The organism is Methylobacterium sp. HMF5984 (assembly GCF_045033435.1).
In the GTDB taxonomy this organism is placed as follows: domain Bacteria; phylum Pseudomonadota; class Alphaproteobacteria; order Rhizobiales; family Beijerinckiaceae; genus Methylobacterium.
This window is the reverse complement of record NZ_JBJFLN010000001.1, coordinates 4,559,883-4,585,020: the sequence shown is the minus strand read 5'-3', so window position 1 is coordinate 4,585,020 and position 25,138 is coordinate 4,559,883. Positions and strand designations below refer to the sequence as shown.

22 protein-coding genes are annotated in these 25,138 nt (G+C 70.6%); 20 read left to right on the top strand and 2 right to left on the bottom strand.

The window, feature by feature from the left end; genetic code table 11:
- The first annotated feature begins 57 nt into the window (after positions 1 to 57).
- On the top strand, positions 58 to 1,143 hold the full coding sequence (gene mraY, locus ACFZ8E_RS22175) for a phospho-N-acetylmuramoyl-pentapeptide-transferase (protein WP_147729392.1): 1,086 nt from the start codon (positions 58 to 60) through the stop codon (positions 1,141 to 1,143).
- 204 nt (positions 1,144 to 1,347) lie between these two features.
- The gene (gene murD / locus ACFZ8E_RS22170) at positions 1,348 to 2,724 is read left to right on the top strand and encodes a UDP-N-acetylmuramoyl-L-alanine--D-glutamate ligase (RefSeq protein ID WP_147844244.1); all 1,377 of its coding nucleotides are present in this window, start codon (positions 1,348 to 1,350) and stop codon (positions 2,722 to 2,724) included.
- 48 nt (positions 2,725 to 2,772) lie between these two features.
- Here murD and ACFZ8E_RS22165 read toward each other — a convergent pair whose 3' ends face one another.
- The gene (locus ACFZ8E_RS22165; RefSeq protein ID WP_243988601.1) at positions 2,773 to 4,248 is read right to left on the bottom strand and encodes a PAS domain-containing methyl-accepting chemotaxis protein; all 1,476 of its coding nucleotides are present in this window, start codon (positions 4,246 to 4,248) and stop codon (positions 2,773 to 2,775) included.
- A 254-nt stretch (positions 4,249 to 4,502) separates the two neighbouring features.
- On the opposite strand from ACFZ8E_RS22165, the gene ACFZ8E_RS22160 reads away from it, so the two are divergent.
- The 13 genes from ACFZ8E_RS22160 (at position 4,503) to ACFZ8E_RS22100 (ending at position 19,695) form a co-directional block, all read left to right on the top strand.
- Positions 4,503 to 5,669 (top strand): FtsW/RodA/SpoVE family cell cycle protein, encoded by a 1,167-nt coding sequence (locus ACFZ8E_RS22160; RefSeq protein ID WP_147727664.1) that lies wholly within the window; start codon positions 4,503 to 4,505, stop codon positions 5,667 to 5,669.
- Positions 5,666 to 6,775: an undecaprenyldiphospho-muramoylpentapeptide beta-N-acetylglucosaminyltransferase gene (gene murG / locus ACFZ8E_RS22155; RefSeq protein ID WP_405043794.1), complete on the top strand. Its 1,110-nt coding sequence runs from the start codon at positions 5,666 to 5,668 to the stop codon at positions 6,773 to 6,775. Before ACFZ8E_RS22160 ends, murG begins: the two co-directional genes overlap by 4 nt.
- A gap of 52 nt (positions 6,776 to 6,827) precedes the next feature.
- Positions 6,828 to 8,234, top strand: a complete 1,407-nt coding sequence (murC, locus tag ACFZ8E_RS22150) for a UDP-N-acetylmuramate--L-alanine ligase (RefSeq protein ID WP_147727666.1) — start codon at positions 6,828 to 6,830, stop codon at positions 8,232 to 8,234.
- 6 nt (positions 8,235 to 8,240) lie between these two features.
- Positions 8,241 to 8,780 carry an endonuclease domain-containing protein gene (locus ACFZ8E_RS22145; protein ID WP_405043793.1) on the top strand — a complete coding sequence of 180 codons (540 nt, stop codon included), beginning with the start codon at positions 8,241 to 8,243 and terminating at the stop codon, positions 8,778 to 8,780.
- A complete protein-coding gene (gene murB, locus ACFZ8E_RS22140) occupies positions 8,777 to 9,790 on the top strand; it encodes a UDP-N-acetylmuramate dehydrogenase (RefSeq protein WP_405043792.1) in 1,014 nt (337 codons plus the stop codon). The genes ACFZ8E_RS22145 and murB overlap by 4 nt, the downstream gene beginning before the upstream one ends.
- Positions 9,791 to 9,895: 105 nt before the next feature.
- Positions 9,896 to 10,819, top strand: coding sequence for a D-alanine--D-alanine ligase (locus ACFZ8E_RS22135; RefSeq protein ID WP_405043791.1), 924 nt, complete (start codon positions 9,896 to 9,898; stop codon positions 10,817 to 10,819).
- Positions 10,786 to 11,742, top strand: coding sequence for a cell division protein FtsQ/DivIB (locus ACFZ8E_RS22130; protein ID WP_147858990.1), 957 nt, complete (start codon positions 10,786 to 10,788; stop codon positions 11,740 to 11,742). The genes ACFZ8E_RS22135 and ACFZ8E_RS22130 overlap by 34 nt, the downstream gene beginning before the upstream one ends.
- 58 nt (positions 11,743 to 11,800) lie before the next feature.
- Positions 11,801 to 13,123, top strand: coding sequence for a cell division protein FtsA (gene ftsA, locus ACFZ8E_RS22125; RefSeq protein ID WP_147729212.1), 1,323 nt, complete (start codon positions 11,801 to 11,803; stop codon positions 13,121 to 13,123).
- Between the two features lie 103 nt (positions 13,124 to 13,226).
- Complete coding sequence (ftsZ, locus tag ACFZ8E_RS22120; protein ID WP_243933164.1) at positions 13,227 to 14,945, top strand: cell division protein FtsZ; 1,719 nt, start codon at positions 13,227 to 13,229, stop codon at positions 14,943 to 14,945.
- 489 nt (positions 14,946 to 15,434) lie between these two features.
- A complete protein-coding gene (lpxC, locus tag ACFZ8E_RS22115; protein WP_147728110.1) occupies positions 15,435 to 16,382 on the top strand; it encodes a UDP-3-O-acyl-N-acetylglucosamine deacetylase in 948 nt (315 codons plus the stop codon).
- 256 nt (positions 16,383 to 16,638) lie between these two features.
- On the top strand, positions 16,639 to 17,517 hold the full coding sequence (locus ACFZ8E_RS22110; RefSeq protein WP_147728111.1) for an outer membrane protein assembly factor BamD: 879 nt from the start codon (positions 16,639 to 16,641) through the stop codon (positions 17,515 to 17,517).
- A 176-nt stretch (positions 17,518 to 17,693) separates the two neighbouring features.
- Entirely contained in the window at positions 17,694 to 19,367 is a 1,674-nt protein-coding gene (gene recN / locus ACFZ8E_RS22105) for a DNA repair protein RecN (RefSeq protein WP_405043790.1), read from the top strand.
- A 133-nt stretch (positions 19,368 to 19,500) separates the two neighbouring features.
- The gene (locus ACFZ8E_RS22100) at positions 19,501 to 19,695 is read left to right on the top strand and encodes a hypothetical protein (protein ID WP_147728113.1); all 195 of its coding nucleotides are present in this window, start codon (positions 19,501 to 19,503) and stop codon (positions 19,693 to 19,695) included.
- Between the two features lie 111 nt (positions 19,696 to 19,806).
- Here the strand turns inward: ACFZ8E_RS22100 and ACFZ8E_RS22095 are convergent, their stop codons facing one another.
- Complete coding sequence (locus tag ACFZ8E_RS22095; RefSeq protein WP_405043789.1) at positions 19,807 to 20,064, bottom strand: hypothetical protein; 258 nt, start codon at positions 20,062 to 20,064, stop codon at positions 19,807 to 19,809.
- 291 nt (positions 20,065 to 20,355) lie between these two features.
- Here ACFZ8E_RS22095 and pstS point away from each other — a divergent pair, with 291 nt between their 5' ends.
- The 5 genes from pstS (at position 20,356) to phoU (ending at position 25,065) form a co-directional block, all read left to right on the top strand.
- Positions 20,356 to 21,396 (top strand): phosphate ABC transporter substrate-binding protein PstS, encoded by a 1,041-nt coding sequence (gene pstS / locus ACFZ8E_RS22090; protein ID WP_147728115.1) that lies wholly within the window; start codon positions 20,356 to 20,358, stop codon positions 21,394 to 21,396.
- A gap of 191 nt (positions 21,397 to 21,587) precedes the next feature.
- Positions 21,588 to 22,568 carry a phosphate ABC transporter permease subunit PstC gene (pstC, locus tag ACFZ8E_RS22085; RefSeq protein ID WP_147728564.1) on the top strand — a complete coding sequence of 327 codons (981 nt, stop codon included), beginning with the start codon at positions 21,588 to 21,590 and terminating at the stop codon, positions 22,566 to 22,568.
- A gap of 10 nt (positions 22,569 to 22,578) precedes the next feature.
- Positions 22,579 to 23,469 carry a phosphate ABC transporter permease PstA gene (pstA, locus tag ACFZ8E_RS22080; RefSeq protein WP_147843377.1) on the top strand — a complete coding sequence of 297 codons (891 nt, stop codon included), beginning with the start codon at positions 22,579 to 22,581 and terminating at the stop codon, positions 23,467 to 23,469.
- A 31-nt stretch (positions 23,470 to 23,500) separates the two neighbouring features.
- Positions 23,501 to 24,319, top strand: a complete 819-nt coding sequence (gene pstB / locus ACFZ8E_RS22075; protein WP_147728562.1) for a phosphate ABC transporter ATP-binding protein PstB — start codon at positions 23,501 to 23,503, stop codon at positions 24,317 to 24,319.
- A 32-nt stretch (positions 24,320 to 24,351) separates the two neighbouring features.
- The gene (gene phoU / locus ACFZ8E_RS22070) at positions 24,352 to 25,065 is read left to right on the top strand and encodes a phosphate signaling complex protein PhoU (protein WP_147728561.1); all 714 of its coding nucleotides are present in this window, start codon (positions 24,352 to 24,354) and stop codon (positions 25,063 to 25,065) included.
- The last annotated feature ends 73 nt before the right edge of the window (positions 25,066 to 25,138 follow it).

Below are 25,138 nucleotides of genomic sequence, written 5' to 3'. Positions count from 1 at the left end.
CCGTTCGCGTCCCGCCGGCGCCCTTTCTTCGTGTGAGCCAAGCCGCCGAGCCCCCGGATGCTGTATCTCCTGTCGGACCTGAGCGGCACGCTCTCGGCCCTCAACGTCTTCCGCTACATCACCTTCCGGACGGGAGGCGCGCTGTTCACGGCGGGCCTGTTCGTGTTCTGGTTCGGGCCGCTGATCATCTCGCTGCTGCGTCTGCGCCAGGGCAAGGGCCAGCCGATCCGCGAGGACGGGCCGCAGACCCACCTGCTGACCAAGCGCGGCACGCCGACCATGGGCGGCCTGATGATCCTGGCCGGCGCCATCGTCGCGATCCTGCTCTGGGCCAACCCGCGCAACCACTACGTCTGGATCACCCTCACGGTGACGCTGGGCTTCGGCGCGATCGGCTTCTACGACGACTACCTCAAGGTGACGAAGCAGTCGCACAAGGGCTTCTCGGGCAAGCTCCGCCTCGGGCTCGAGGCCCTGATCGCGATCACGGCCTGCTACGCGATCTCGTACTTCTCGCCGTCCACGCTGCAGAACCAGCTCGCCTTCCCGGTGTTCAAGGACGCGCTGCTGAATCTCGGCTGGTTCTACGTGCTGTTCGGCGGCTTCGTCATCGTCGGCGCGGGCAACGCGGTGAACATGACCGACGGCCTCGACGGGCTCGCCATCGTCCCCGTGATGATCGCCTGCGGCACCTTCGGCGTCATCGCCTACCTCGTCGGCAACTCCTTCACCGCGAGCTACCTCCAGGTGAACTACGTGCGCGACACCGGCGAGCTCGCGGTGGTGGCCGGCGCGGTGATCGGGGCGGGGCTCGGCTTCCTGTGGTTCAACGCGCCGCCGGCGCAGATCTTCATGGGCGACACCGGCTCGCTCGCTCTGGGCGGCCTCCTCGGCGTCGTCGCGGTGGCCACCAAGCACGAGATCGTCCTGGCGATCGTCGGCGGCCTGTTCGTCCTTGAGATCATGTCGGTGATCATCCAGGTCGCGTCGTTCAAGCTCACGGGCAAGCGCGTCTTCCGCATGGCGCCGATCCATCACCACTTCGAGCAGAAGGGCTGGAAGGAGCCGCAGGTCGTGATCCGGTTCTGGATCATCGCCGTCATCCTGGCGCTCGCCGGCCTAGCGACGCTCAAGCTGCGGTGAGCTGTGGTAGACTTTGCGCAACCGACGCTTGTTCCACCCCCGCCCTCATCCTGAGATGCGCACGCGAAGCGGGCGCCTCGAAGGAGTCCTCCAGCGACCGCCATGTGTTCTGGATGTCGCCTTCGAGGCTCGCCGACGCGGGCACCCCAGGATGAGGGGGGAGGGGCGGGACAACCCCGATTGCCGACCTGTTCCGAGTTTCCGATGACCCCAGCCACAACCTACGCCGGCCGCGCTGTCGCTCTGTTCGGGCTCGGCGCCTCCGGCCTCGCCACCGCGCTCGCCCTGAAGGAAGGCGGCGCCCGCGTGATCGCCATGGACGACAACGCCGAGGGCGTCGCCAGGGCCGCCGCCCAGGGGATCGAGACCGCGGACCTGCGCGCGGCCGACTGGTCGGGCTTCGCGGCGCTGATCCTCTCGCCCGGCGTGCCGCTGACCCATCCGGTGCCGCACTGGACGGTCGCGCTCGCCAAGGCGGCCGGCATCGAGATCGTCGGCGACATCGAGCTGTTCTGCCGGGAGCGGCGCGCGGTCGCGCCGGGCGCGCCGTTCGTCGCGATCACCGGCACCAACGGCAAGTCGACCACCACGGCGCTGATCGCGCACATCCTGCGCGCGGCCGGGCGCGACGTGCAGATGGGCGGCAACATCGGCACCGCGATCCTGTCGCTGGCGCCCCCGGCGCCCGACCGCATCCACGTCGTCGAGCTGTCCTCGTTCCAGATCGACCTGACGCCCTCGCTCGATCCGAGCGTCGGCGTGCTCCTCAACATCACCCCCGATCACCTCGACCGCCACGGCACCTTCGCGCAATACGCCGCGATCAAGGAGCGGCTGATCCAGGGCTCGGACCGCGCGGTCGTCGGCGTCGACGACGGGCCGAGCCGCGCCATCGCGGACCGGTTCGCGGAACGGGGCGGCGACCGGCTCACCCGCATCCACGTGCCCCGCGACGCGGCGCTCACCGCCGACGCCGTCACCGTCCGCGACGGGGTGATCGCGGACCGTGATGGTGCGCCGATCGCCGACGTGTCCGCGATCCGGTCGCTGCGCGGCGCGCACAACTGGCAGAACGCGGCCGTGGCGGTCGCGGTCGCCCGCGCGCTCGAGCTCTCGCCCGACGACATCCAGGCCGGGCTCGCGAGCTTTCCCGGCCTGCCGCACCGGATGGAGGAGGTCCGGGTCCACGGCGGCGTGCTGTTCGTCAACGATTCCAAGGCGACCAACGCCGATTCCACCGAGAAGGCGCTCACCGCCTTCCGCGACATCCACTGGATCCTCGGCGGCAAGGCGAAGGACGGCGGCATCTTCCCGCTGGTCCCGTATTTCGAGCGCATCGCGCACGCCTACCTGATCGGCGCCGCCTCCGACGCCTTCGCCGCGACGCTGGAAGGCGCCGTGCCCTACACCCGCTGCGAGACCCTGGACGTCGCCGTCCGGGCGGCGGCAGAGGGCGCGGCGGCCTCGGGCGCGCCCGAGCCGGTGGTGCTGCTCTCGCCGGCCTGCGCCTCCTACGACCAGTTCCGCAGCTTCGAGCAGCGCGGCGACGTGTTTCGCGAGCTGGTGCGCGCGCTGCCCTGAACGGCCGGACGCCGGCGCCGGCGGGCGAGCCCCGCGCCGGACGTCTCCCTACCGGGCGAGCACGCGAGCCGCTTCGCGCGTCGTCGCCACCGCGACGGAGACCTCCGTCACCGAGCCCGAGATCGTGCTGATGTTGGCCGTGATCGCCGCGACGGCCTGGGCCGCGGCCTGCATGCTCTGCGACAGGTCGCGCGTGACGATGCTCTGCTCCTCGACCGCGCTCGCCGTCGCGACGACGTTCTCGCGCATGATGTCGACCGAGCCGCTGATCGAATCGAGGGCGCCGACCACCTCGCTCGACAGGCCCTGCAGGCCGTTGATCTCGGCGCCGATCTGCTCCGTCGCACGGGCGGCCTGGTTGGCGAGGTTCTTGACCTCGCTCGCGACGACCGCGAAGCCGCGTCCGGCTTCTCCGGCACGCGCCGCCTCGATGGTGGCGTTGAGCGCGAGCAGGTTGATCTGCGCGGCGATCGACTGGATCAGCCCGACGATGCCGCTCATCGACCCGGCAGCCTCCGAGAGGCGCTGGGTGAACCCGCCGGCCGCCTGGACCCGCTCGAAGGCGGCGTCGGTCGCGCCGCGCGAATATCCCATGCTCTGGGAGATCTCGGCGACGGAGGCGGCCAGTTCCTCCGCCGCCGCCGCCATCGTCGCCACGTTGCCCGACGTCGTCTCCGCGGCCGCGAATGCCGCGCCCGACCCGTCCGCCGAGCGGGTGATCGCCTGGTCGATCTCGGAGAAGTTGCGCTCGATCAGCCTGCGGAGGTTGGCCAGCAGCATGACCTGATCGGTGATGTCGGTGGCGAGCTTCACGACCTTGTAGGGGCGGTTCGAGGCGTCGAAGATCGGGTTGTAGGTCGCCTGGATCCAGACCTCGCGGCCGCCCTTCGCGATGCGCTTGTACTGCGCCGCCTGGTACTCGCCGCGCTTCAGCGCCGCCCAGAACGCCGCGTAGTCCGCGCTCTGCCCGTAGGCCGGCTCGACGAACATGCTGTGCGGGCGGCCGCGGACCTCGGAGAGGTCGTAGCCCACCACGGCGAGGAAGTTCGCGTTGGCCTCGAGGATGGTGCCGTCGAGATCGAAGGCGATCACCCCTTGCGCCTTGTCGATCGCCGCGATCTGGCCGGCCCGGTCGGCATCCTCGGCCTTCTGCCGCGTGATGTCGGTGGCGAACTTCACCACCTTGTAGGGCTTGCCGTCACGCCCGATCATCGGGTTGTAGGAGGCCTCGATCCAGATGTCGCGGCCGCCCTTCGCCATCCGCCGGAACTGGCCCGCGCTGAACGCGCCGCTGCGGAGACGATCCCAGAACGCCTTGTACTCCGCCGAGTCCCGGTACTGCGGATCGACCAGCATCGCATGCGGCTGCCCGACCAGCTCGGGCAGGCTGTAGCCCACAGCTGCGAGAAAATTCGCGTTGGCGTCGAGGATGCGGCCCGAGAGGTCGAACTCGATCACCCCCTGCACGCGGTCGAGGGCGGCAAGCTTGGCGGCGGCTTCGACAGTCTTGCGTGCAGCGAACATGGGCGGATCGTCCCGGCGCGGCATCTTCGCAATGCGATGCCGAAGTGAACACAATCCAAGATTGCGTTTTTGCTGTTAAGATTTCGTATTCGGTCGACCGTGGCGCGACCGATCGGCGAGGAGGCGCCGGGGGTTGACGGGACGGGCGGCGGCTCCGGCGCGGTTTCGCAAGGATGCGTTTACCATTCGCGGACAGGATCGCTCTCGACCGTCGCGTGCCCCTGCGCGACCGCTCGCAAGGCCGTCGCACGCCCATGATCTCCCGCGCGGAACGCACGCCCCTGACCGACTGGTGGTGGACGGTCGACCGCGGCCTGCTCGCGGCGCTCGCCGCCCTGATGGTCGCCGGGCTAGTCTTCCTGATGGGCGGCGGGCCGCCGGTGGCCGAGCGCATCGGCCTGCCGACCTTCTACTTTCTCAACCGCCAGGCGATGTACCTCGCGCCGACGATCCTGCTGATCTGCGCGGTCTCGTTCCTGAGCTTGCGCGGCATCCGCCGGCTGGCGCTCGGCACCTGGCTCGCGGGCGTCGCGCTGTGCCTCCTCGCCGGCAAGTTCGGGCCGGAGATCAAGGGCGCCCACCGCTGGATCCAGTTCGGCTCGTTCGGCCTGCAGCCCTCGGAGTTCGTCAAGCCCGCCTTCGTCGTGGTCGCCGCCTGGGCGTTCTCGGAGGGCGCGCAGCGCCGCGACATGCCGGGCGGCTTCCTCGCGATCCTGCTCCTGCCGATCACCATCGTGCCGCTGCTGCTGCAGCCCGATTTCGGCCAGACGATGCTGATCACGCTGGTGTGGTGCGCGCTGTTCTTCGTCGCCGGCCTGCACCTGATCTGGGTGGCGGTGCTCGGCGTGCTCGGCCTGACCGGGGTGTTCGCCGCCTACACCTTCTTCCACCACGTCCGCGAGCGCTTCAACCGCTTCCTCGACAAGGATTCGGGCGACAGCTTCCAGACCTTCTGGTCGCAGGAATCGTTCCGCTCCGGCGGCTGGTTCGGCACCGGCCCGGGGGAGGGGATCGCCAAGCGCCACCTGCCCGACGCCCATACCGACTTCATCTTCTCGGTGACCGGCGAGGAGTTCGGCGTGCTGGTCTGCCTCTGCCTCGTCGCTTTGTTCGCCTACATCGTGCTGCGCGGGCTCAAGCTCGCGCGCCGCACCGACGACACCTTCTCGAGGCTCGCCATCACCGGTCTGATCACGCTCTTCGGCCTCCAGGCCTGCATCAACATGGCGGTGAACACCCAGCTCATGCCGGCCAAGGGCATGACGCTGCCGTTCGTCTCCTACGGCGGCTCGTCGCTGATCTCGCTCGCGCTCGGCATGGGCTTCCTCGTGGCGCTCACCCGCAAGCGCCCGCGCACCACGATGCTGAGCCAGAAGCCGCCCGGCACCGCGCCGGCCACCGTCGCCGGAGTCATGCGGTGACGGTGTTCACGCCGACCATCCTGCTCTGCGCCGGCGGCACCGGCGGCCACCTGTTCCCGGCCGAGAGCCTCGCCCACGCGCTGCGGGCGCGGGGCATCCGCGTGGTGCTCGCCACCGACGCGCGGGTCGACTCGATCAGCGGCGGCTTCCCGGCCTCCGAGATCGTCACCATCACCTCGGCGACCCCGTCCGGCCGCTCGATGCTGCGCCGGGCCGGCGCGGTGCTGACGCTGGGCCGCGGCTTCGCGGAGGCGGCCAAGGCGGTCAAGCGCATCAACCCGGCGGCGATCGTCGGCTTCGGCGGCTACCCGACCGTGCCGCCGATGCTCGCCGGCCAGATCCTGCGCGTGCCGACGATCATCCACGAGCAGAACGCGGTGATGGGGCGGGCCAACGCCTTCCTGGCGCGCGGCGCCCGCACCATCGCCACCGGCTTCAAGGAGGTCCGCGGCGTCCCCGACAAGGCGCGTGCCCCCCGCGTCCACACCGGCAACCCGTTGCGCCCGGCGGTGATCGAGGCCGCGAAGGTCGCCTATCCGCCGCTCGGGCCGGCGGACGCCCTGCACCTCCTCGTCTTCGGCGGAAGCCAGGGCGCGCGGGTGATGGGCGAGGTCGTGCCGAAAGCCCTGGCGCAGCTTCCGGCCGACCTGCGGGCCCGCCTCCACCTCGTGCAGCAGGTCCGCCCCGAGGACCTGACGGCGGTGCAGAACGACTACCTCGCCATGGGGCTCGCCGGCATTGAGGCGGCGCCGTTCTTCAAGGACCTGCCGGGGCGAATGGCGGCGAGCCACCTCGTGGTCGCCCGCTCGGGCGCCTCGACGGTCTCGGAGCTCGCCGCCATCGGCCGGCCGTCGATCCTGGTGCCGCTGCCCGGGGCGCTCGACCAGGACCAGGCCGCCAACGCCGCGACGCTGGCCAAGATCGGCGCGGCCCTGGCCGTCGCGCAGACCGCGTTCACGCCGGACCGGCTCACCGCGGAGCTGGTCGACGCGTTCGCGAATCCCGAGAAATTGACCGCGGCGGCACAAGCCGCGAAAAGCGCCGGCATCCACGACGCCGCCGAGCGGCTCGCCGCGGTGGTCGTCGACACGGCCGCCCGCACCTGATTCTTCCGGGACGCATGCCTCCGCGCAGTCCCGTCATCGAACGGTTCCTCCCATGAAGCTGCCCGACAAGCTCGGTCCCATCCACTTCATCGGCATCGGCGGCATCGGCATGTCCGGCATCGCCGAGGTGATGCACAACCTCGGCTACACGGTGCAGGGCTCCGACGCATCGGACAACGCCAACGTGCGGCGGCTGGCCGACAAGGGCATGAGGACCTTCGTCGGCCATGCCGCCGCCAACGTCGAGAATGCCGGCCTCGTGGTCGTCTCGACCGCGATCCAGCGCGACAACCCCGAGTTGATGGCCGCGCGCGAGGCCCGGCTGCCGGTGGTGCGCCGGGCCGAGATGCTGGCCGAGCTGATGCGCTTCAAGTCCTGCGTCGCCATCGCCGGCACCCACGGCAAGACCACGACGACCTCCCTCGTCGCGACGCTGCTCGACGCCGGCAACATGGACCCGACGGTGATCAACGGCGGCATCATCAACGCCTATGGCACCAACGCCCGCATGGGCGAGGGCGAATGGATGGTGGTGGAGGCCGACGAATCCGACGGCACCTTCCTGAAGCTGCCGGCCGACGTCGCCATCGTCACCAACATCGACCCGGAGCATCTCGACCATTTCGGCTCGTTCGACGCGGTCAAGGACGCCTTCCGGCGCTTCATCGACAACATCCCGTTCTACGGCTTCGCGGTGATGTGCATCGACCATCCCGTCGTCCAGGACCTCGTCGGCCACATCGAGGACCGCCGCATCATCACCTACGGCGAGAACCCGCAGGCCGACGTGCGCCTCATCGACGTGGACCTGCGCGGCGGTCAGAGCCGCTTCCGCGTGATGATCCGCGACCGGCGTCCGGGCTTCCGCATGGAGATGGAGGACCTCGTCCTGCCGATGCCGGGCAAGCACAACGCGCTCAATGCCACCGCGGCGCTGGCCGTCGCGCACGAGCTCGGCGTGCCGGCGGACGCGATCCGCAAGGCGCTGGCCGGGTTCGGCGGCGTCAAGCGCCGCTTCACCCGCACCGGCGAATGGAACGGCGCCCAGATCTTCGACGATTACGGGCACCATCCGGTGGAGATCAAGGCGGTGCTCAAGGCCGCCCGCGCCTCCACCGACGCGAAGGTGATCGCGATCGTGCAGCCGCACCGCTACTCGCGCCTCGCCTCGCTGTTCGACGATTTCTGCACCTGCTTCAACGATGCCGACACGGTCATCGTCGCCCCCGTCTACGCGGCGGGCGAGGCGCCGATCGAGGGCATCGACCGCGACGGCCTCGTCGCCGGCCTGCGCTCCCGCGGTCACCGCGACGCGCAGGCGCTCGAGCGCCCGGAAGACCTCGCCGGGATCGTGGCCGCGCACGCGACCGAGGGCGACTACGTCGTCTGCCTCGGCGCCGGCAACATCACGCAATGGGCCTACGCGCTGCCGGCGGAGCTGGCGGCGTTCAAGGGGTGAGCTCGAATGAGCCCGGCCGACAGCGAGCGCACGGCATTTCGGCGGCGCCTTCGGCAGCGGCAGACCGAGGCCGAACGGGCGCTGTGGTATCGCTTGCGCGATCGGCGGCTGGCCGGGTTCAAGTTCGTTCGGCAGGAGAGCATCGGCCGCTACGTGGCCGATTTCTGCTGCCGTGAGGCGAAGCTGATCATCGAGATCGATGGCAGCCAGCACGCCGACAATGCCTACGACCGCGCTCGCGATGCATGGCTGGCCGATCTGGGCTACCGCGTCCTGCGGTTTTGGAACGCGGAGATCATGAGCAGCCCGTCAGTCGTTCTCGATACGATCTTCAGCGCGCTCCCCCCCTCTCCCCGCACGCGGGGAGAGGGCCGCGACGACCTCGTCGTCGGCGTGGCTAGCCCGAAGGGCGATGGTGAGGGGACGTCGCCGGACGCACCCGTCCTGACCCCGCCCCCTCACCCTCGGCTGCCGCCTCGCTTCGTCGACGACGGGGTCGACGAAGCCCTCTCCCCGCGTGCGGGGAGAGGGGGAGCGAACCGATGACCACCTTCCCCGACATCACGCCGGCGATCCGCGCCGCCGCGCCGGCCCTGCGGGGGCGGCTGCTGGTGAACGCGGCGCTGTCCGACCTGACCTGGTTCCGCGTCGGCGGCCCGGCGCAGGTGCTGTTCACGCCGGCCGACGAGGAGGATCTCGCCCACCTCCTGGCCGGTCTCGATCCCGAGATCCCGGTGACGGTGATCGGGCTCGGCTCGAACCTGATCGTGCGCGACGGCGGCATTCCCGGCGTGACGATCCGGCTCGGCGGCAAGGCGTTCGGAGCGGTGGAGGTCGACGGCGACCGCCTGCAGGCCGGCACCGCCGTGCCCGACATGCGCCTGGCGAAGGCGGCGGCCGAAGCGTCGCTCGACGGGCTCGCCTTCTTCCGCGGCATCCCGGGCTCGGTCGGCGGCGCCCTGCGCATGAACGCCGGCGCCCATGGCGGCGAGACCACCGACGTGCTCCTCGAGGCGCGCGGGGTCGACCGGCGCGGCGCGCTCCGCCGCTTCGGCCATGCCGAGATGGGCTTCACCTACCGCCATGCGGCGGCGCCCGACGACGTGATCTTCACGAGCGCCCTGTTCCGCGGCCGCCCCGGCGAGCGCGCGGCGATCGAGGCGGAGATGGCGCGGGTGACCGCGGCGCGGGAAGCCGCGCAGCCGATCCGCGAGCGCACCGGCGGCTCGACCTTCAAGAACCCGCCGGGCGGCAAGGCGTGGCAGCTCGTCGACGCCGCCGGCTGCCGCGGCCTGACGCGGGGCGGCGCGCAGGTCTCCGAGATGCACTGCAACTTCCTGATCAATCGCGACCGCGCCACGGCCGCGGACATCGAGGGCTTGGGCGAGGAGGTGCGCCGGCGGGTGCGCGAGACCAGCGGGGTCGAACTGCACTGGGAGATCAAGCGGATCGGAATCTCCGTCGACAGATCGACGCCTACGCTGACCGGCGATCCGTTCGGCACCTTTTCCGAGTGGGCAGGTCCCGAAGACGGGAAGGCCTATCGTGACCTTTGACCCCTAGTCCGCGTTCGCAAACAGCGTGGGCTGGGCAAGAGGCTATCTGAACACGGGCGCCGGCCGCCCGTTCGTCCCCCTTCGACACGCGCCCCGGAGCCCTCCATGTCCAAGCACGTCGCCGTCCTGATGGGCGGCACCTCCTCCGAGCGCGAGGTCTCGCTGAATTCGGGTACCGCCTGCGCCGACGCGCTGGAGGGAGAGGGCTATCGCGTCACCCGCGTCGACGTCGGGGCCGACATCGCATCGGTGCTGACCGAGCTTCGGCCCGATGCGGCCTTCAACGCGCTGCACGGGCCGGCGGGCGAGGACGGCACGATCCAGGGCCTGCTCGAGATCCTGCGCATTCCCTACACGCATTCGGGCGTGCTCGCTTCCGCGCTCGCCATGCACAAGGAGCGGGCCAAGGTGGTGATGCGGGCGGCCGGCGTCAGCGTCCCGGAAGGGCTGGTCGTTAACCGGCATGATGCCGCGAAGTCACACCCGATCGCCCCGCCCTACGTCGTCAAGCCGGTCTCCGAAGGTTCCTCGATGGGCGTGATCATCGTCCGCGACGGGCGCTCGTATCCGCCCCAGATCCTGGCCTCGGACGAATGGGCGTTCGGGGAGGAAGTCCTTGTGGAGACTTACGTTGCGGGCCGCGAGCTCACCTGCGCGGTGATGGGCGACCGGGCCCTCGGCGTGATCGAGATCAAGGCCGCCTCGGGGGGGTGGTACGACTACGACGCGAAGTACGCGCCGGGAGGCTCGATCCACGTCCTGCCGGCCGAACTTAAACCAAATGTTTACCAGCGTGTCCAAGAGTTGTCGTTAACGGCGCATCAAGCACTGGGCTGCCGGGGCGTCAGCCGTGCCGACCTTCGCTACGACGACACACCGGGTGGAACCGGTGCCCTCGTCGTCCTGGAGGTCAACACGCAACCCGGCATGACCCAGACCAGCCTTGTGCCGGACATGGCCGCCCATGCTGGGTATCGTTTCGGTGAGTTCGTGCGATGGATGGTGGAGGACGCGTCTCTGGGCCGCTGAGCCCCGCTGGGTTTCCCGGCGCGACCGGTCCAGCCGCGCGCCTCGTCGGCGGCGTCCTCGCCCGGCTTCCGCGCTTCCTGCGCCGGTCCGACTCGATGCGCCGCGGCCGGCCCGGGCCGTCGATGGCCGAGCGCCTGCCGCGCGGCATCGGCGCCCTCGGCCTCAGCACGGCCTTCGGGGCGCTGGCGCTCGCCGGCTTCGTCGCCAGCGGCCGCTACGACGCCTTCGTCATCGAGAACGGCCGCCCCCTCGACATCCTCGCCCGCGTCGCCGGCTTCGGCGTCGAGCGCGTCACCATCTCGGGCATCTCGCGGATGTACGAGCGCGAGGTGCTCGCCGCCGCCGGCATCGACTGGCGCTCGTCCGTCCCCTTCCTCGACGTCGCCGAGGTGCGCGCCCGCCTGCTCCGGGTGCCGCTGATCGCCTCCGTCTCGGTGCGCAAGATCTATCCCCGCGAGATCGTCATCAACCAGGTCGAGCGCGAGCCCGCCGCCCTGTGGCAGATGAACGGCGAGATCAGCGTCATCGCCGCCGACGGCACGATCATCGATACGATGCGCGACGACCGCTACGCGAGCCTGCCGCTGGTCGTCGGCGACGACGCCAACACCAAGCTCGGCGAGTACCTCGCCCTGGTCGCCGCGGCCGGCCCGCTCGCCGACCGCATCCGCGCCGGCACCTACGTCTCCGGCCGGCGCTGGACCCTGAAGCTCGACGGCGTCGACATCCGCCTGCCGGAAATCGAGCCCGGAGCCGCGCTGGCCCGGCTGGTCGAGCTCGAGCGCGCCAACCGCCTGCTGGAGAAGGACATCATCGCGGTCGATCTGCGGATGCCCGACCGGGTCGTGGTCCGCCTCACCGAGGAGGCCGCGGCCGCCCGGGCCGAGGCGCAGAAGAAGACGAAGAAGGGGACCGCGACGTGAGCGCAGTCCGGTCCACCCGCCGCCCCGCCCGTTCCCCGTCCTTCGTCGGTAAGCGCTGATGCATTCCCAACACGGCCTGACGCCCCGCCTGAAGCCGCTCTCGGCGCGCCGCAGCACCACGCTGTCGGTGCTCGACATCGGCACCAGCAAGGTCGTCTGCCTCATCGCCGAGCTGCAGCCGGCCGAAGCCCTCACCACGCTGAAGGGCCGGACGCACCTCGCCCGCATCATCGGCATCGGCCACCAGCGCTCGCACGGGCTGAAGGGCGGCGCGATCGTCGACCTCGAGGCCGCCGAGGGCGCGATCCGCCAGGCGGTGCACGCCGCCGAGCGGATGGCCAAGGTCGAGGTCCAGTCGGTCATCGTCAACATGAGCGGCGGGCGCCTCGCCTCGCAGCATTTCCAGGCGCGGGTCAACGTCCGCACCGGCACCGTCACCGGCGCCGACGTGGAGCGCGTGCTGGAGACCGCGAGCGCCCACGGCGTCAGCCCCGGCCGCGCCGTGCTGCACGCGCTGCCGACCGGCTACGCCCTCGACGGCCAGGGCGCGGTGATCGACCCCTCGGGGATGATCGGCGAGGCGCTCGGGGTCGACCTCCACGTCGTCACGGCGGAAGCCGCGGCCGCCCGCAACGTCATGCTCGCGATCGAGCACTGCCATCTCGGCGTCGAGGCGGTGATCGCGACCCCCTACGCCGCCGGCCTCTCGGCGCTGGTCGACGACGAGGCCGAGATGGGCGTCTGCGTCGTCGACATGGGCGGCGGCACCACGAGCTTCGGCGTGTTCTCCGGGGGGCATCTCGTCCACACCGACGCGATCGCGGTCGGCGGCCACCACGTCACCATGGACATCGCCCGCGGGCTCTCGACCCGGGTCGCGGCGGCCGAGCGGCTGAAGACGCTCTACGGCTCGGCCATCGCCACCCCGTCGGACGAGCGCGACATGATCGCCGTCCACGGCGTCGGCGAGGACGAGGGCGAGACCCCGAACCACGTTCCGCGCTCGCAGCTGGTGCGGATCATCAAGCCGCGCGTCGAGGAGGTGGTCGAGCTCGTCCGCGACCGCCTGCGCGCGGCCGGCTTCGCCGCCCAGGCGGGGCGCCGGGTCGTGCTCACGGGCGGCGCGAGCCAGCTCGTCGGCCTGCCCGAGGTCACCCGCCGGGTGATGCAGGGCCAGGTCCGGATCGGGCGCCCGCTCGGCATCCGCGGCCTGCCCGAGGCGGCCAAGGGTCCGGCCTTCTCGGCCGCGGTCGGCCTGCTGGTCTACCCGCAGGTGGCGCATGCCGAGCACTTCGAGCCGCGGGGGCAGCGCGCCTTCGCCGGCACCGGCACCGACGGTTACATCGGCCGCGTCTACGAGTGGCTGAAGCAGGGTTTCTAGGCGTTTTCCCGGGCGCCCTCTCGCGCCCGGCCTCGACGAATCGGCGCTTCCTCCACGGAGGCGCTCCGGACAACGCGTTAAAGGTCACGAAGGGCTCGACACCATGGCCATCTCTCTCCAGGCGCCTGACATCCGCGAACTCAAGCCCCGCATCACCGTGTTCGGTGTCGGCGGCGCCGGCGGCAACGCCGTCAACAACATGATCGAGTCGGGTCTGCTCGGCTGCGAGTTCGTCGTGGCCAACACCGACGCCCAGGCGCTGACCTCGTCGAAGGCCGAGCGCGTGATCCAGATGGGGCTGGGCGTGACGCAGGGCCTCGGCGCCGGCTCCCACCCCGAGGTCGGCTCGGCCGCCGCCGACGAGGTGATCGACGAGATCCGCGACCAGCTCTCGGGCGCGCACATGTGCTTCATCACCGCCGGCATGGGCGGCGGCACCGGCACCGGCGCGGCCCCCGTCATCGCCCGCGCCGCCCGCGACATGGGCATCCTCACCGTCGGCGTCGTGACGAAGCCGTTCCAGTTCGAGGGCCTGCGCCGCATGCGCACGGCGGAAGCCGGCATCCAGGAGCTGCAGGCGGCCGTCGACACGCTGATCGTGATCCCGAACCAGAACCTGTTCCGGGTCGCCAACGAGAAGACCACCTTCGCCGACGCCTTCGCGATGGCCGACCAAGTGCTCTACTCGGGCGTCGCCTGCATTACCGACCTGATGGTCAAGGAAGGCCTGATCAACCTCGACTTCGCCGACGTGCGCGCGATCATGCGCGGCATGGGTAAGGCGATGATGGGCACCGGCGAGGCGTCCGGCGAGAAGCGCGCCAGCCGCGCGGCCGAGGCCGCGATCGCCAACCCGCTCCTCGACGACGTCTCGATGAAGGGCGCCCGCGGCCTGCTGATCTCGATCACCGGCGGCGCCGACCTGACCCTGTACGAGCTCGACGAGGCCGCCACCCGCATCCGCGAGGAGGTCGACCAGGAAGCCAACATCATCCTCGGCGCGACCTTCGACGAGAGCCTCGACGGCATCATCCGCGTCTCGGTCGTCGCCACCGGGATCGAGCCGGCGCTGATCTCGGCCAACTCGCCGAACAACAAGGAGATCGCCGAGACCGAGCAGCGCATCGCCGAGGTCGCCGAGCGCCTGCGCTCCGAGGCCCGCTCGCGCGCCGCCCAGAACGCCCCGAGCTTTCGCGCCGCGGCCGAGCCGGCCGTGACGCAGGCTCAGCCGGCCCCCGTCCAGCCCGCGCGCCCGGCCCCCGAGCCGGTGCAGCACGCCGAGCCCCGCATCGAGGCGGCTCCGGTGATGCGCGACGATATCATGCTGACCCAGTCCCAGCCCCGCGCCGCCGCCCCGTTCGTGCCGGCCCCGGCGCCGGCCCCCGAGCCGGTCGCCCAGCACCATGCCGGCCCGTTCATGCCGCCGCGCCCGGCAGCTCCCGTCGCCGCCCCGCTCGCCCGCGCCCCGCGGATGCCGCAGATCCACGAGCTGCCGCCGATCGCCCAGACCCAGATCGCCGCCAGCCGCGGCGAGCCGGTCGACAACCAGGGCGACACCAAGCGCACCAGCCTGCTCCGCCGCCTCGCGACCGTCGGCTTCGGCGGCCGCCGCGAGGAAGCCGAGCCGGCGCCGGCGCCCCGCGCCCAGCCGCAGGTCCAGGCCCCGATGCCGCCGGCCCCGCGGGTCCAGGCTCCGGTCGCCCCGACCTACCGCCCGGCGCAGGGCAACCTCGACGCGCAGGGCCGCATGGCGCCCCAGCCGCGGATGATGGACGACGACCAGCTCGAGATCCCGGCCTTCCTCCGCCGGCAGGCCAACTGATCCGACGCTCACCGAGACCCCGCGGGCGAAGGCCCGCGGGACTTATTCGCGCGATTCGCCGCCCGGCCGGGATGCCGCCCGGGCGCCTGTCGCACCGCAGCATGGATCCGCCGCTCCGCGAGGGCCGGCGGGTTCTTTCGTCGTTCCGGGCGCCGTTTCCGGTCCCGTCGCGCGGCCTCGGACCCGGTCATGGTGCCTCGAAGACACAGCGCGCCGCGGTTGTAGAGGGCTTGTTAACCATTCGTTAACATGTTGCACTGGAACGATATTCCCGAGATCGCGGCGCAAGCGTGTCTGTAACACAGCGTAAGAAAGCGTGATTTGGCCGTGCTGTGCGCCGCAGCTATAAAAATCTCGGACCAACGAATAGCGGCGCGGTTTTCGGACCGACGCCGCACGCAGGGGCTTCAAGCAGCGGACGGATCGGAAGGCGTCGTCACCACGCGAAATGCGGGGTGGCGTGGCCGGATCGCGGCCGAGGGCTAAGGAATGCGGACGAACCAACAAACAACCCTCAAGGGCGCGACCGTGCTGAGCGGCATCGGCGTCCATTCCGGAAACCCGGTTGCGATCACGCTGCGCCCGGCTTCCGCGAACCACGGCATCGCTTTCCTCCGCACCGGAATGGCCTCCGGCAACGACCGTCTGATCAAGGCCCACCACGCCTGCGTTTCCGCGACCGAGCTCTGCACCGTGATCGGCGACGTCGAATCCGGTGCGGTCGCCACGATCGAGCACCTGATGTCCGCCTTCTACGGCCTGGGCGTCGACAACGCGCTGGTCGAGATCGACGGACCGGAAATGCCGATCCTCGACGGAAGCGCGCTCCCCTTCGTCAAGGCGATCGACGCGGTCGGCATCGCGCAGACCGGCACCGCCCGCCGCTGGATCAAGGTGCTGCGCCACGTCCGCATCGAGGCGGGCACCGCCTTCGCCGAGCTGCGCCCGATCGACCGGGGCTTCCGCCTCGACGTCGAGATCGATTTCGAAAGCCCGGTGATCGGCCGCTCGCGCAAGGCGATGGACCTCACCGCCGCCGCCTACCGCCGCGAGATCGCCCCCGCCCGCACCTTCGGCATGATGAAGGACGTGGAGCGCTACTGGAAGGCGGGCTTCGCCCTCGGCGCCTCCCTCGAGAACACCGTCGCTGTCGGCGAGACCGACGTGGTCAACCCGGAAGGCCTGCGCTTCGCCGACGAGTTCGTCCGGCACAAGTTCCTCGACGCGGTCGGCGACCTCGCGCTCGCCGGGCTGCCGCTCCAGGGCGCCTACCGCTCCTATTGCGGCGGTCACCGCATGAACGTCGGCATCCTCGAAGCCCTGTTCGCCGACCGTGCGAACTACGCGATCGTCGAGGCCCAGGGCACCCGCCGCGAGACCGCGCTCGCCGAGTTCGGCGCCGGCCTCGGCATCGCCGCCTTCGCCGGCGACCTCTGAGATCTCTCCGGCAAACCGCCTGCCGCCCGCGGGCTATGTGGCCTGCAAGACACAGCCGCCCGCCGATCTGCGGGGGCGTGGAACCGCCGCTTTCATGCCCGAATCTGGCGCCACGGTGAATCGTCCGTGAAGAGCGCGGCAGTCCGGGATGCGGTGGCACCTCGGACCCGGTAGAGTGCCGGCGCCGACACGACGTCATGATGGCTCAACGGCGCGCTGCGACGCAGGACGCGCCCGTTCGGGGGAAGAACCGCCAATGCCTGTCACCCTTCGGACCCGCGGAGCGGCGGCGGCCGTGCTCATCACCGCCTTCGGCCTCGGTCTCGGCGGCTGCGACGCGCTCGACCCGACCAACCTGTTCGCCGACAAGTACAAGCCCGAGGTCGTGCAGGATACGCCGGCCGACAAGCTCTACAGCGAAGGCTTGGCAAAGATGGAAGACAGCGACTACGAGGGCGCCGTCAAGAAGTTCGACTCGCTCGACAAGCAGTACGCCTATTCCGACTGGTCGCGCCGCGCGCTGCTGATGACGGCCTACGCGAACTACGAGGGCCAGAAGTACGACGATGCGATCACCGCCTCGAAGCGCTACCTGCAGCGGCACCCGGCGAGCAAGGACGCGGCCTACGCCCAGTACCTGATGGCGATGTCGCAGTACAAGCAAATCCCCGACGTCACCCGCGACCAGGACCGGTCCGAGAAGGCGCTCGTCGCCCTGCAGGAGCTCGTCCAGAAGTATCCGACCTCGGAATACTCGACCGACGCCAAGGCCAAGATTCAGATCACCCGCGACCAGCTCGCCGGCAAGGAGATGGAGGTCGGGCGCTACTACCTCGAGCGCCGCAACTTCCCTGCCGCGATCAACCGCTTCCGCGACGTGGTGAGCAAGTATCAGACGACGCGTCACGCCGAGGAGGCGCTGGAGCGGCTGACCGAGGCCTACATGGCGCTCGGCATCACCGCCGAGGCGCAGAACTCGGCCGCCGTGCTCGGGCACAACTTCCCCGACAGTCCCTGGTACAAGGACGCGCACGCCCTCCTGCAGAACGGCGGCCTCGAGCCGCGCGAGGAGAAGAGCTCGTTCCTCAGCAAGATCTACTCCTCGGTGATGGGCCGCACGGCCGCCGCCCAGTAGGCCGCCCGCGCATCACGACCGGACGCGACTCGCGGGCGGGGCTTCGGCTCCGCCCGTTTCGCATTTCGGGGGTGCGGTCGGCCCGGCATCGGCCTACATGACGGCTTCGTATTTCCCTTAAGTTTGGGTTGCCCGGCCGGACGACGGCCGGCGCCCCGGAGGCTCGAAGGCGCGGCATGCTGGTGCAGCTCGCGATCCGCGACATCGTCCTGATCGACCGGCTCGACCTGAACTTCTCCGGCGGGCTCAGCGTGCTCACCGGCGAGACCGGCGCGGGCAAGTCGATCCTGCTCGACGCGTTCAGCCTGGCGCTGGGCGGGCGCGGCGACGGCTCCCTCGTGCGCCACGGCGAGGCGCAGGGCGGCATCACCGCGGTGTTCGACGTCGGCCTCGACCATCCCGCCCGGCGGATCGCCGCGGAATCGGAGATCGACACCGAGGGCGACCTGATCCTGCGGCGCACGCAGATGGCCGACGGGCGCACCCGCGCCTTCGTCAACGACCAGCCCGTCGGCGTGCAGGTTCTGCGCGCGATCGGCGCGGCCCTGGTCGAGATCCATGGCCAGCACGACGACCGCGCGCTCGCCGACGTCACCACGCACCGCGCCATCCTCGACGCCTTCGGCGGCCTGAGCGGCCCGCTCGACGCGGTCGCGAAAGCGGCCAAGACCGTCCGGGTCGCCCGCACGACGCTGGCCGAGCATCGCACCCGCGTGGAGACCGCGCGCCGGGAAGCCGACTTCCTGCGCCACGCGGTCGAGGAGCTGGCAGCCCTCGATCCGAAGCCCGGCGAGGAGGCGACCCTGGCCGAGCGCCGCACCGTGATGCAGCAGAGCGAGAAGGTCGCGCGCGAGCTGAACGACGCGCTCGCCGCCGTCGGCGGCTCGCATTCGAGCGTGCCGCAGCTCTCCTCGGCGATCCGCAAGCTCGAGCGCCGGGCGGCGCAGCTGCCGGCGCTTGTCGAGCCCTGCGTCGCGGCGCTCGACGCCGCCCTCGTCGCCCTCGACGAGGCCCGCGCCGTCCTCGACGCGGCGGTGGCCGAGGCCGAGTTCGACCCGCGCGAGCTGGAGCGGGTCGAGGAGCGGCTGTTCGCCCTGCGCGCGGCCTCGCGCAAGTACGACGTCGCCGCCGACGACCTCGCCGCCCTGCGCGAGCGCTACGAGGCGGACGTCGCCGCGATCGATGCCGGCGAGGAGGCGCTCGCCGGCCTGGAGGCGACGCTGCAAACGGCCGAATCGGCCTACGCCAAGGCCTCCGAGAAGCTCAGCGCGGGGCGTCGGCGCGCGGCGAAGGCGCTCGACGCCGCCGTGCAGGCCGAGCTGCCCCCGCTGAAGCTCGAGCGCGCCCGGTTCATCACCGAGATCGTCACCGATCCCGAATCGCGCGACGCCGCCGGCATCGACCGGGTCGCGTTCTGGGCGCAGACCAATCCCGGCACCAAGGCCGGCCCGATGATGAAGGTGGCGTCCGGCGGCGAGCTGTCCCGCTTCATGCTCGCCCTCAAGGTGGTGCTCGCCGACAAGGGCTCGGCGCCGACGCTGATCTTCGACGAGATCGACACCGGCGTGGGCGGCGCGGTCGCCGACGCGATCGGCGCGCGGCTGGCGCGGCTGTCGCAGGACGTGCAGGTGGTGGCGGTGACGCACGCGCCCCAGGTCGCGGCGCGCGCCGGCACGCATTTCCTGATCGCCAAGGACGCGGTGAAGGGGGCTGGCCGCGTCGCCACCCGCGTCGCCTCGCTCCCCGTCGCGGCCCGCCGCGAGGAGATCGCCCGCATGCTCGCCGGCGCCACCGTCACCGACGAGGCCCGCGCCGCCGCCGCCCGCCTGCTCGAAGGCGCGGCGGTCTAGGATCGGATACCGATGAGCGCGCAGAACGGTCGGTTAAGGTTAATCCCTCCTTAACCATCCGGACCGACACTGTTGGGATCCGGTGGCGAAACCGATTCGCGGACGCCGGCGCTTCCATGTTCCGGGGGGGACCATGCATCAGGCTGCAGCCAAGTTCGAAGTCCTCGCGTCGCATCGCAACGGCGCCAGCGTCGACACCCATCATCTCGGCCAGACCCTGCGCACCGTCTACGAGGGCAGCGTCGACAAGCAGCCGATCCCCGATTCCCAGGTCGACCTCCTGCTGCGCATGCGCCAGAAGGAGCGCGACCGCCGCCGCAGCGCCTGAGGCTGGGAGGCCGCCCGCACGCGGCTCGCCGCGGGGGACGACCCGTCCATCGTGGGGCGGAGTGGCGAGGTTCGCCCGATCGCCGCGAGCGCGGGACCCAGCCGAGTCAGGCTACCAGCGGCGGGCGCCCGGGCGACGCTGGTATTCGGCCGCGCGGATGCGCGTCAGCACCCGGTCGAGGCTCATCAGCATCGACGCCTCGTCAACGCGGGCCCGCTCGGCCTCGCCCGGCTCCGTGCTGAAGTTCTGCCGTGCCTTCGCCAGCGCCAGGTCGCGCTCCAGGGCCTCGCGCTCGGCGTGGAGCGCCTGGTAGGCGTGGTCGTCGGGGAGCGGCGCACGCGTCGGCGCAGCAGGCGAATCGTGGGACACGGGATCGACCTTCCGATCCGGCGAGCCGCGGCGGGATGCTCGCGACAGGGCCCGGATCGCAATGAGAACGCGCCAACACCGTAAAGCGTGCCATCGCCACAGCATTCGCCGTCCGCGTTCGCGCTCGCCTTAAGCCCTGGTTGCGCCGTGTCATGCGGCTGTCATCTGCATGCCCTAACGGCGGCGGTGTCGAGCGATGCGGCCGCGGCCGCCGGGTCGCCGGGTGGCCCGCGCCAATGCGAACGCGCGGATCGCGCTGCCCGGCACGCTCGACGGATGACGGAGATCGATGTGAAACCCTTCACCTACGCGCTCGCCCTCGGCCTCGCGACGGCGCAGCTCGCCTTTCCGGCGCTCGCCGCCGACATCACCGGCGCCGGTGCGACCTTCCCGTTCCCGGTCTATTCCAAGTGGGCGGAAGCCTACCGCAAGGACAGCGGCACCGGCCTGAACTACCAGTCGATCGGCTCTGGCGGCGGCATCAAGCAGATCCAGGCCAAGACGGTCGATTTCGGCGCCACCGACGCGCCGCTGAAGGGCCCCGCCCTGGAGAAGGACGGCCTCGTCCAGTTCCCGACCGTGATGGGCGGCGTCGTCGCCGTCGTGAACATCCCCGGCGTCGAGCCGGGCAAGCTCAAGCTCACCGGCGACGTGATCGCCGACATCTACGCCAACAAGATCACCAAGTGGTCGGACCCGAAGATCGCCGCGCTCAACGAGGGGCTGAAGCTCCCCGACGCGAACATTACCCCGGTCTACCGCTCGGACGCCTCGGGCACGACGAACATCTTCACCACCTATCTCAGCCAGGTCTCCGAGGGCTGGAAGAAGGAGTTCGGCGCCGCCACCACCGTGAGCTGGCCCGCCGGCCAGGGCGGAAAGGGCAACGAGGGCGTTACCGCCACCGTCAAGCAGGTCCCGAACGCCATCGGCTACGTCGAGTCGGCCTACGCCAAGCAGAACAAGCTCAGCTACGCGCTGATCCGCAACAAGGCCGGCAAGTTCCCGCAGCCGGACGACAAGGCGTTCCAGGCGGCCGCCGCCAGCGCCGACTGGAAGAGCGCGCCCGGCTTCGGCATCACGCTCACCGACCAGGCCGGCGACGACGCCTGGCCGATCACGGCGGCGACCTTCATCCTCGTCCACAAGGAGGCCGCCGATCCGGCCAAGTCCGCCGACGTGCTGAAGTTCTTCGACTGGGCCTACAAGAACGGCGACAAGCTCGCCTCCGACCTCGACTACGTGCCGCTGCCGGACGCCGTCGTCGGCCTGATCCACGAGGAGTGGAAGCAGGTGAAGGGCAAGGACGGAAAGCCCGTCCTGGGCATGTGAGGCCGAACCCGCGGGGCCGCACGCGGCCCCGCGGCCGATCGCGACGAGCGGACGGCCCGCGCGAAGCGCGAGGGCTGCCCGTTCCCCGAGCGGGCGCAGCGTCCTCGCCGGATCTCGCCCGCGCGTCCGGCCCCGCCCTCGCGCCCGGCCGTTCGGCGCGCTACCACGCCAGCCGGTGAAAAGAACCGCGGATGACCGCCTTGACTGAACAGATCGCCGTGACGCGCGCCGCCTCGGGCGCACGCCTGCGCAAGGGGCCGAGCAAGGGCCTCGACGCCCTGTTCCGCGCCGCCGCCTACGGTTCGGCCCTGCTGGTGCTGCTGGTGCTCGCCGGCATCCTCGGCTCGATTCTCTACGGCGGCTGGCCCGCCTTCCGCGAGTTCGGCTTCGGCTTCCTCACCTCGAGCGCCTGGAACATCGGCACCGAGCAGTACGGCGCCCTGGTCGCCGTCACCGGAACGCTCGCCTCCGCGGTGCTCGCCCTGGTGATCGGCGTGCCGATCTCGCTCGGCATCGCGATCTACCTGACGCAGCTCTGCCCCGGCTGGGCGCGCAAGCCCGTCGGCATGACGATCGAGCTGCTCGCCGCCGTGCCCAGCATCATCTACGGCATGTGGGGCCTGTTCATCTTCGCGCCGCTCTTCGCCCGATTCGTGCAGATGCCGGTGTCGAACCTGGTCGAGGGCATGCCGATCGTCGGCACGCTGTTCTACGCCCGCGTGCCCTCGGGCGTCGGCGTGCTCACCGCCGGCATCATCCTGGCGATCATGATCGTGCCGTTCGTGGCCTCAATCGCCCGCGACATGCTCGACCAGATCCCGACGATCCTGCGCGAGAGTGCCTACGGCATCGGCTGCACCACCTGGGAGGTGGTCCGCCACGTGCTGCTGCCGCAGGCCTCGGTCTCGATCATCGGCGCGATCATGCTCGGCCTCGGGCGCGCCCTCGGCGAGACCATGGCGGTGACCTTCGTGGTCGGCAACGCCAACCGCCTCTCGGCCTCGGTGTTCGATCCCGGCTCGACCATCGCCTCGCGCATCGCCAACGAGTTCAACGAGGCCGACGGCCTGCAGCTGAACTCGCTGATGGCGCTCGGCTGCATCCTGTTCGCGATCACCTTCGTCGTCCTGATCATCGCCCGCTTCCTGACGCGCCGCGTCAAGGTCGCCTGAGGGACCCACCATGGACGCTCCCAACACGATCCGTCCGGCGCCGGCCCTGAAGCCGGCCCGCATCCGCGGCAGCCGCCGGGTCGCCGACCGCACGCTGCGGATCGCCTGCCTGGCGGCCACCGTGCTCGGCGCCTTCGTCCTCGGCTCGATCCTGCTGATGCTCATCGTCGAGGGGGCGCGCGGGTTCTCGCCGCTGCTGTTCACCCAGCCGACCCCCGGCCCCGGCTCGGAAGGCGGCGGCATCGCCAACGCCATCCTCGGCAGCCTCGTGCTCACCGGCATCGGCATCCTCATCGCCACGCCGATCGGGCTGATGGCCGGCACCTACCTCGCCGAGTACGGCCGCGGCTCGAAGCTCGCCGAGGTGATCCGCTTCCTCAACGACATCCTGCTCTCGGCCCCCTCGATCCTGATCGGCCTGTTCGTCTACACCCTGATGGTGCGGCCGATGGGGACCTATTCCGGCTGGGCCGGCGGCGTCGCGCTGGCGATCATCGCGACCCCTGTGATCGTGCGCACCACCGAGGACATGCTGCGCCTCGTCCCCGGCACGCTGCGCGAGGCCGGCGTGGCGCTCGGCGCCCCGATGTCGACGGTGATCCGCAGCGTGACCTGGCGGGCGGCCTCGGCCGGCATCGTCACCGGCATCATCCTCGCGCTGGCCCGCATCGCCGGCGAGACCGCGCCGCTCCTGTTCACGGCGCTCAACAACAACTCGTGGTTCAGCCCGGACCTGATGGGCGGCGTCGCGAACCTGCCGGTGATGATCTACCAGTTCGCCCTCTCGCCCTACCCGAACTGGCAGCAGCTCGCCTGGGCCGGCGCGCTCCTGATCACCATGACGATCCTGCTGCTCTCGGTCGTCGCCCGCTTCGTCATCAAGCCGCAGCGCGCCCGCTGATCCGCCGCCGGCATCCACGAGGAACACGACGATGAACGCCGCTCCCGCGATCAACGCCACCCGGTTCGACGGCCGCAACCCGGCCGACGAGCACGCGCCGATCCGCATCAGCGCCCAGGCCCTGAACTTCTACTACGGCCAGTTCCACAGCCTGAAGAACATCAACCTCGACTTCCACGACCGGCAGGTGACCGCGCTGATCGGCCCCTCGGGCTGCGGGAAGTCGACCCTGCTGCGCACCTTCAACCGGATCTACAGCCTGTACCCGGAGCAGCGCGCCGAGGGGCAGGTGCTGCTCGACGGCCAGAACATCCTTGATTCCGGCGTGGACCTGAACGAGCTGCGCTCGCGCATCGGCATGGTGTTCCAGAAGCCGACGCCGTTCCCGATGTCGATCTACGACAATGTCGCCTTCGGCCTGCGGCTCTACGAGAAGCTGCCGAAGTCCGAGCTCGACGGCCGCGTTGAATCGGCCCTGCGCAAGTCCGCGCTGTGGGACGAGGTGAAGGACAAGCTCAAGCAGTCCGGCATGGGCCTCTCCGGCGGCCAGCAGCAGCGCCTGTGCATCGCCCGCACGGTGGCCCAGAGCCCGGAGGTGATCCTGTTCGACGAGCCGACCTCGGCCCTCGACCCGATCTCGACGGGCCGCATCGAGGAGCTGATCGAGCAGCTGCGCAGCGAGTTCACGATCGTCATCGTGACGCACAACATGCAGCAGGCGGCCCGCATCTCGCAGTTCACCGCCTTCATGTATCTCGGCGAGGTCATCGAGGTCGGCCCGACCAACCGCATCTTCATGAACCCGACGGTGCGCCAGACCCAGGACTACATCACCGGCCGCTTCGGCTGAGCCGCACCCGGATCGTTCGAGGACCCACGCCCATGCCCGGCCACATCGTCACGTCCTACGACACCGACCTCGAAGACCTGCGCCGCTCGATCTCCGAGATGGGCGGCGTCGCCGAGAAGATGATGACCGAGGCGACCGACGCGCTCGTCCGCCGCGACACCCAGCTCGCCCAGGCGGTGATCGTCGCCGACAAGCGCCTCGACACGCTGCAGCGCGAGATCGAGGAGCGCGCGGTGCTGCTCATCGCCCGGCGCCAGCCGATGGCGATCGACCTGCGCGAGACGATCTCGGCGATCCGCGTCTCGGGCGACCTCGAGCGCATCGGCGACCTCGCCAAGAACATCGCCAAGCGCGTCGTCGCGATCAGCGACCAGGCCCAGGCCCAGAAGATCGTGCTCGGCGTGCAGCACATGAGCGACCTCGTCCAGGAGCAGCTCAAGGACGTGCTCGACGCCTATGCCAGCCGCGACGTCAACGCGGCCCACAACGTGTGGGAGCGGGACGGCGAGATCGACGCGCTCTACAACTCGCTGTTCCGCGAACTGCTGACCTACATGATGGAAGACCCGCGCAACATCTCGTTCTGCACGCATCTTCTGTTCTGCGCCAAGAACGTCGAGCGCATCGGCGACCACACCACCAACATCGCCGAGACGATCCACTACCTGTCCACCGGCGAGAACCTCGCGGGCGACCGCCCGAAGAACGACGCCTCGAACTACGCGACGGTGGCACCGGGCGCCTGAGGGCTGCCGTCTCTTCCCTCCTCCCCTGCGGGGGAGGGTGGGCCTCGCGTGAGCGGGGGTCGGGAGGTCCGTG

Bases quoted from the DNA above. Each gene is read 5' to 3' on its own strand.
- mraY (WP_147729392.1), top strand. From the start codon at position 58: ATGCTGTATCTCCTGTCGGACCTGAGCGGCACGCTCTCGGCCCTCAAC.
- murD (WP_147844244.1), top strand. From the start codon at position 1,348: ATGACCCCAGCCACAACCTACGCCGGCCGCGCTGTCGCTCTGTTCGGG.
- ACFZ8E_RS22165 (WP_243988601.1), bottom strand. From the start codon at position 4,248: ATGTTCGCTGCACGCAAGACTGTCGAAGCCGCCGCCAAGCTTGCCGCC.
- ACFZ8E_RS22160 (WP_147727664.1), top strand. From the start codon at position 4,503: ATGATCTCCCGCGCGGAACGCACGCCCCTGACCGACTGGTGGTGGACG.
- murC (WP_147727666.1), top strand. From the start codon at position 6,828: ATGAAGCTGCCCGACAAGCTCGGTCCCATCCACTTCATCGGCATCGGC.
- ACFZ8E_RS22145 (WP_405043793.1), top strand. From the start codon at position 8,241: ATGAGCCCGGCCGACAGCGAGCGCACGGCATTTCGGCGGCGCCTTCGG.
- murB (WP_405043792.1), top strand. From the start codon at position 8,777: ATGACCACCTTCCCCGACATCACGCCGGCGATCCGCGCCGCCGCGCCG.
- ACFZ8E_RS22135 (WP_405043791.1), top strand. From the start codon at position 9,896: ATGTCCAAGCACGTCGCCGTCCTGATGGGCGGCACCTCCTCCGAGCGC.
- ACFZ8E_RS22130 (WP_147858990.1), top strand. From the start codon at position 10,786: ATGGATGGTGGAGGACGCGTCTCTGGGCCGCTGAGCCCCGCTGGGTTT.
- ftsA (WP_147729212.1), top strand. From the start codon at position 11,801: ATGCATTCCCAACACGGCCTGACGCCCCGCCTGAAGCCGCTCTCGGCG.
- ftsZ (WP_243933164.1), top strand. From the start codon at position 13,227: ATGGCCATCTCTCTCCAGGCGCCTGACATCCGCGAACTCAAGCCCCGC.
- lpxC (WP_147728110.1), top strand. From the start codon at position 15,435: ATGCGGACGAACCAACAAACAACCCTCAAGGGCGCGACCGTGCTGAGC.
- ACFZ8E_RS22110 (WP_147728111.1), top strand. From the start codon at position 16,639: ATGCCTGTCACCCTTCGGACCCGCGGAGCGGCGGCGGCCGTGCTCATC.
- recN (WP_405043790.1), top strand. From the start codon at position 17,694: ATGCTGGTGCAGCTCGCGATCCGCGACATCGTCCTGATCGACCGGCTC.
- ACFZ8E_RS22100 (WP_147728113.1), top strand. From the start codon at position 19,501: ATGCATCAGGCTGCAGCCAAGTTCGAAGTCCTCGCGTCGCATCGCAAC.
- pstC (WP_147728564.1), top strand. From the start codon at position 21,588: ATGACCGCCTTGACTGAACAGATCGCCGTGACGCGCGCCGCCTCGGGC.
- pstA (WP_147843377.1), top strand. From the start codon at position 22,579: ATGGACGCTCCCAACACGATCCGTCCGGCGCCGGCCCTGAAGCCGGCC.
- pstB (WP_147728562.1), top strand. From the start codon at position 23,501: ATGAACGCCGCTCCCGCGATCAACGCCACCCGGTTCGACGGCCGCAAC.
- phoU (WP_147728561.1), top strand. From the start codon at position 24,352: ATGCCCGGCCACATCGTCACGTCCTACGACACCGACCTCGAAGACCTG.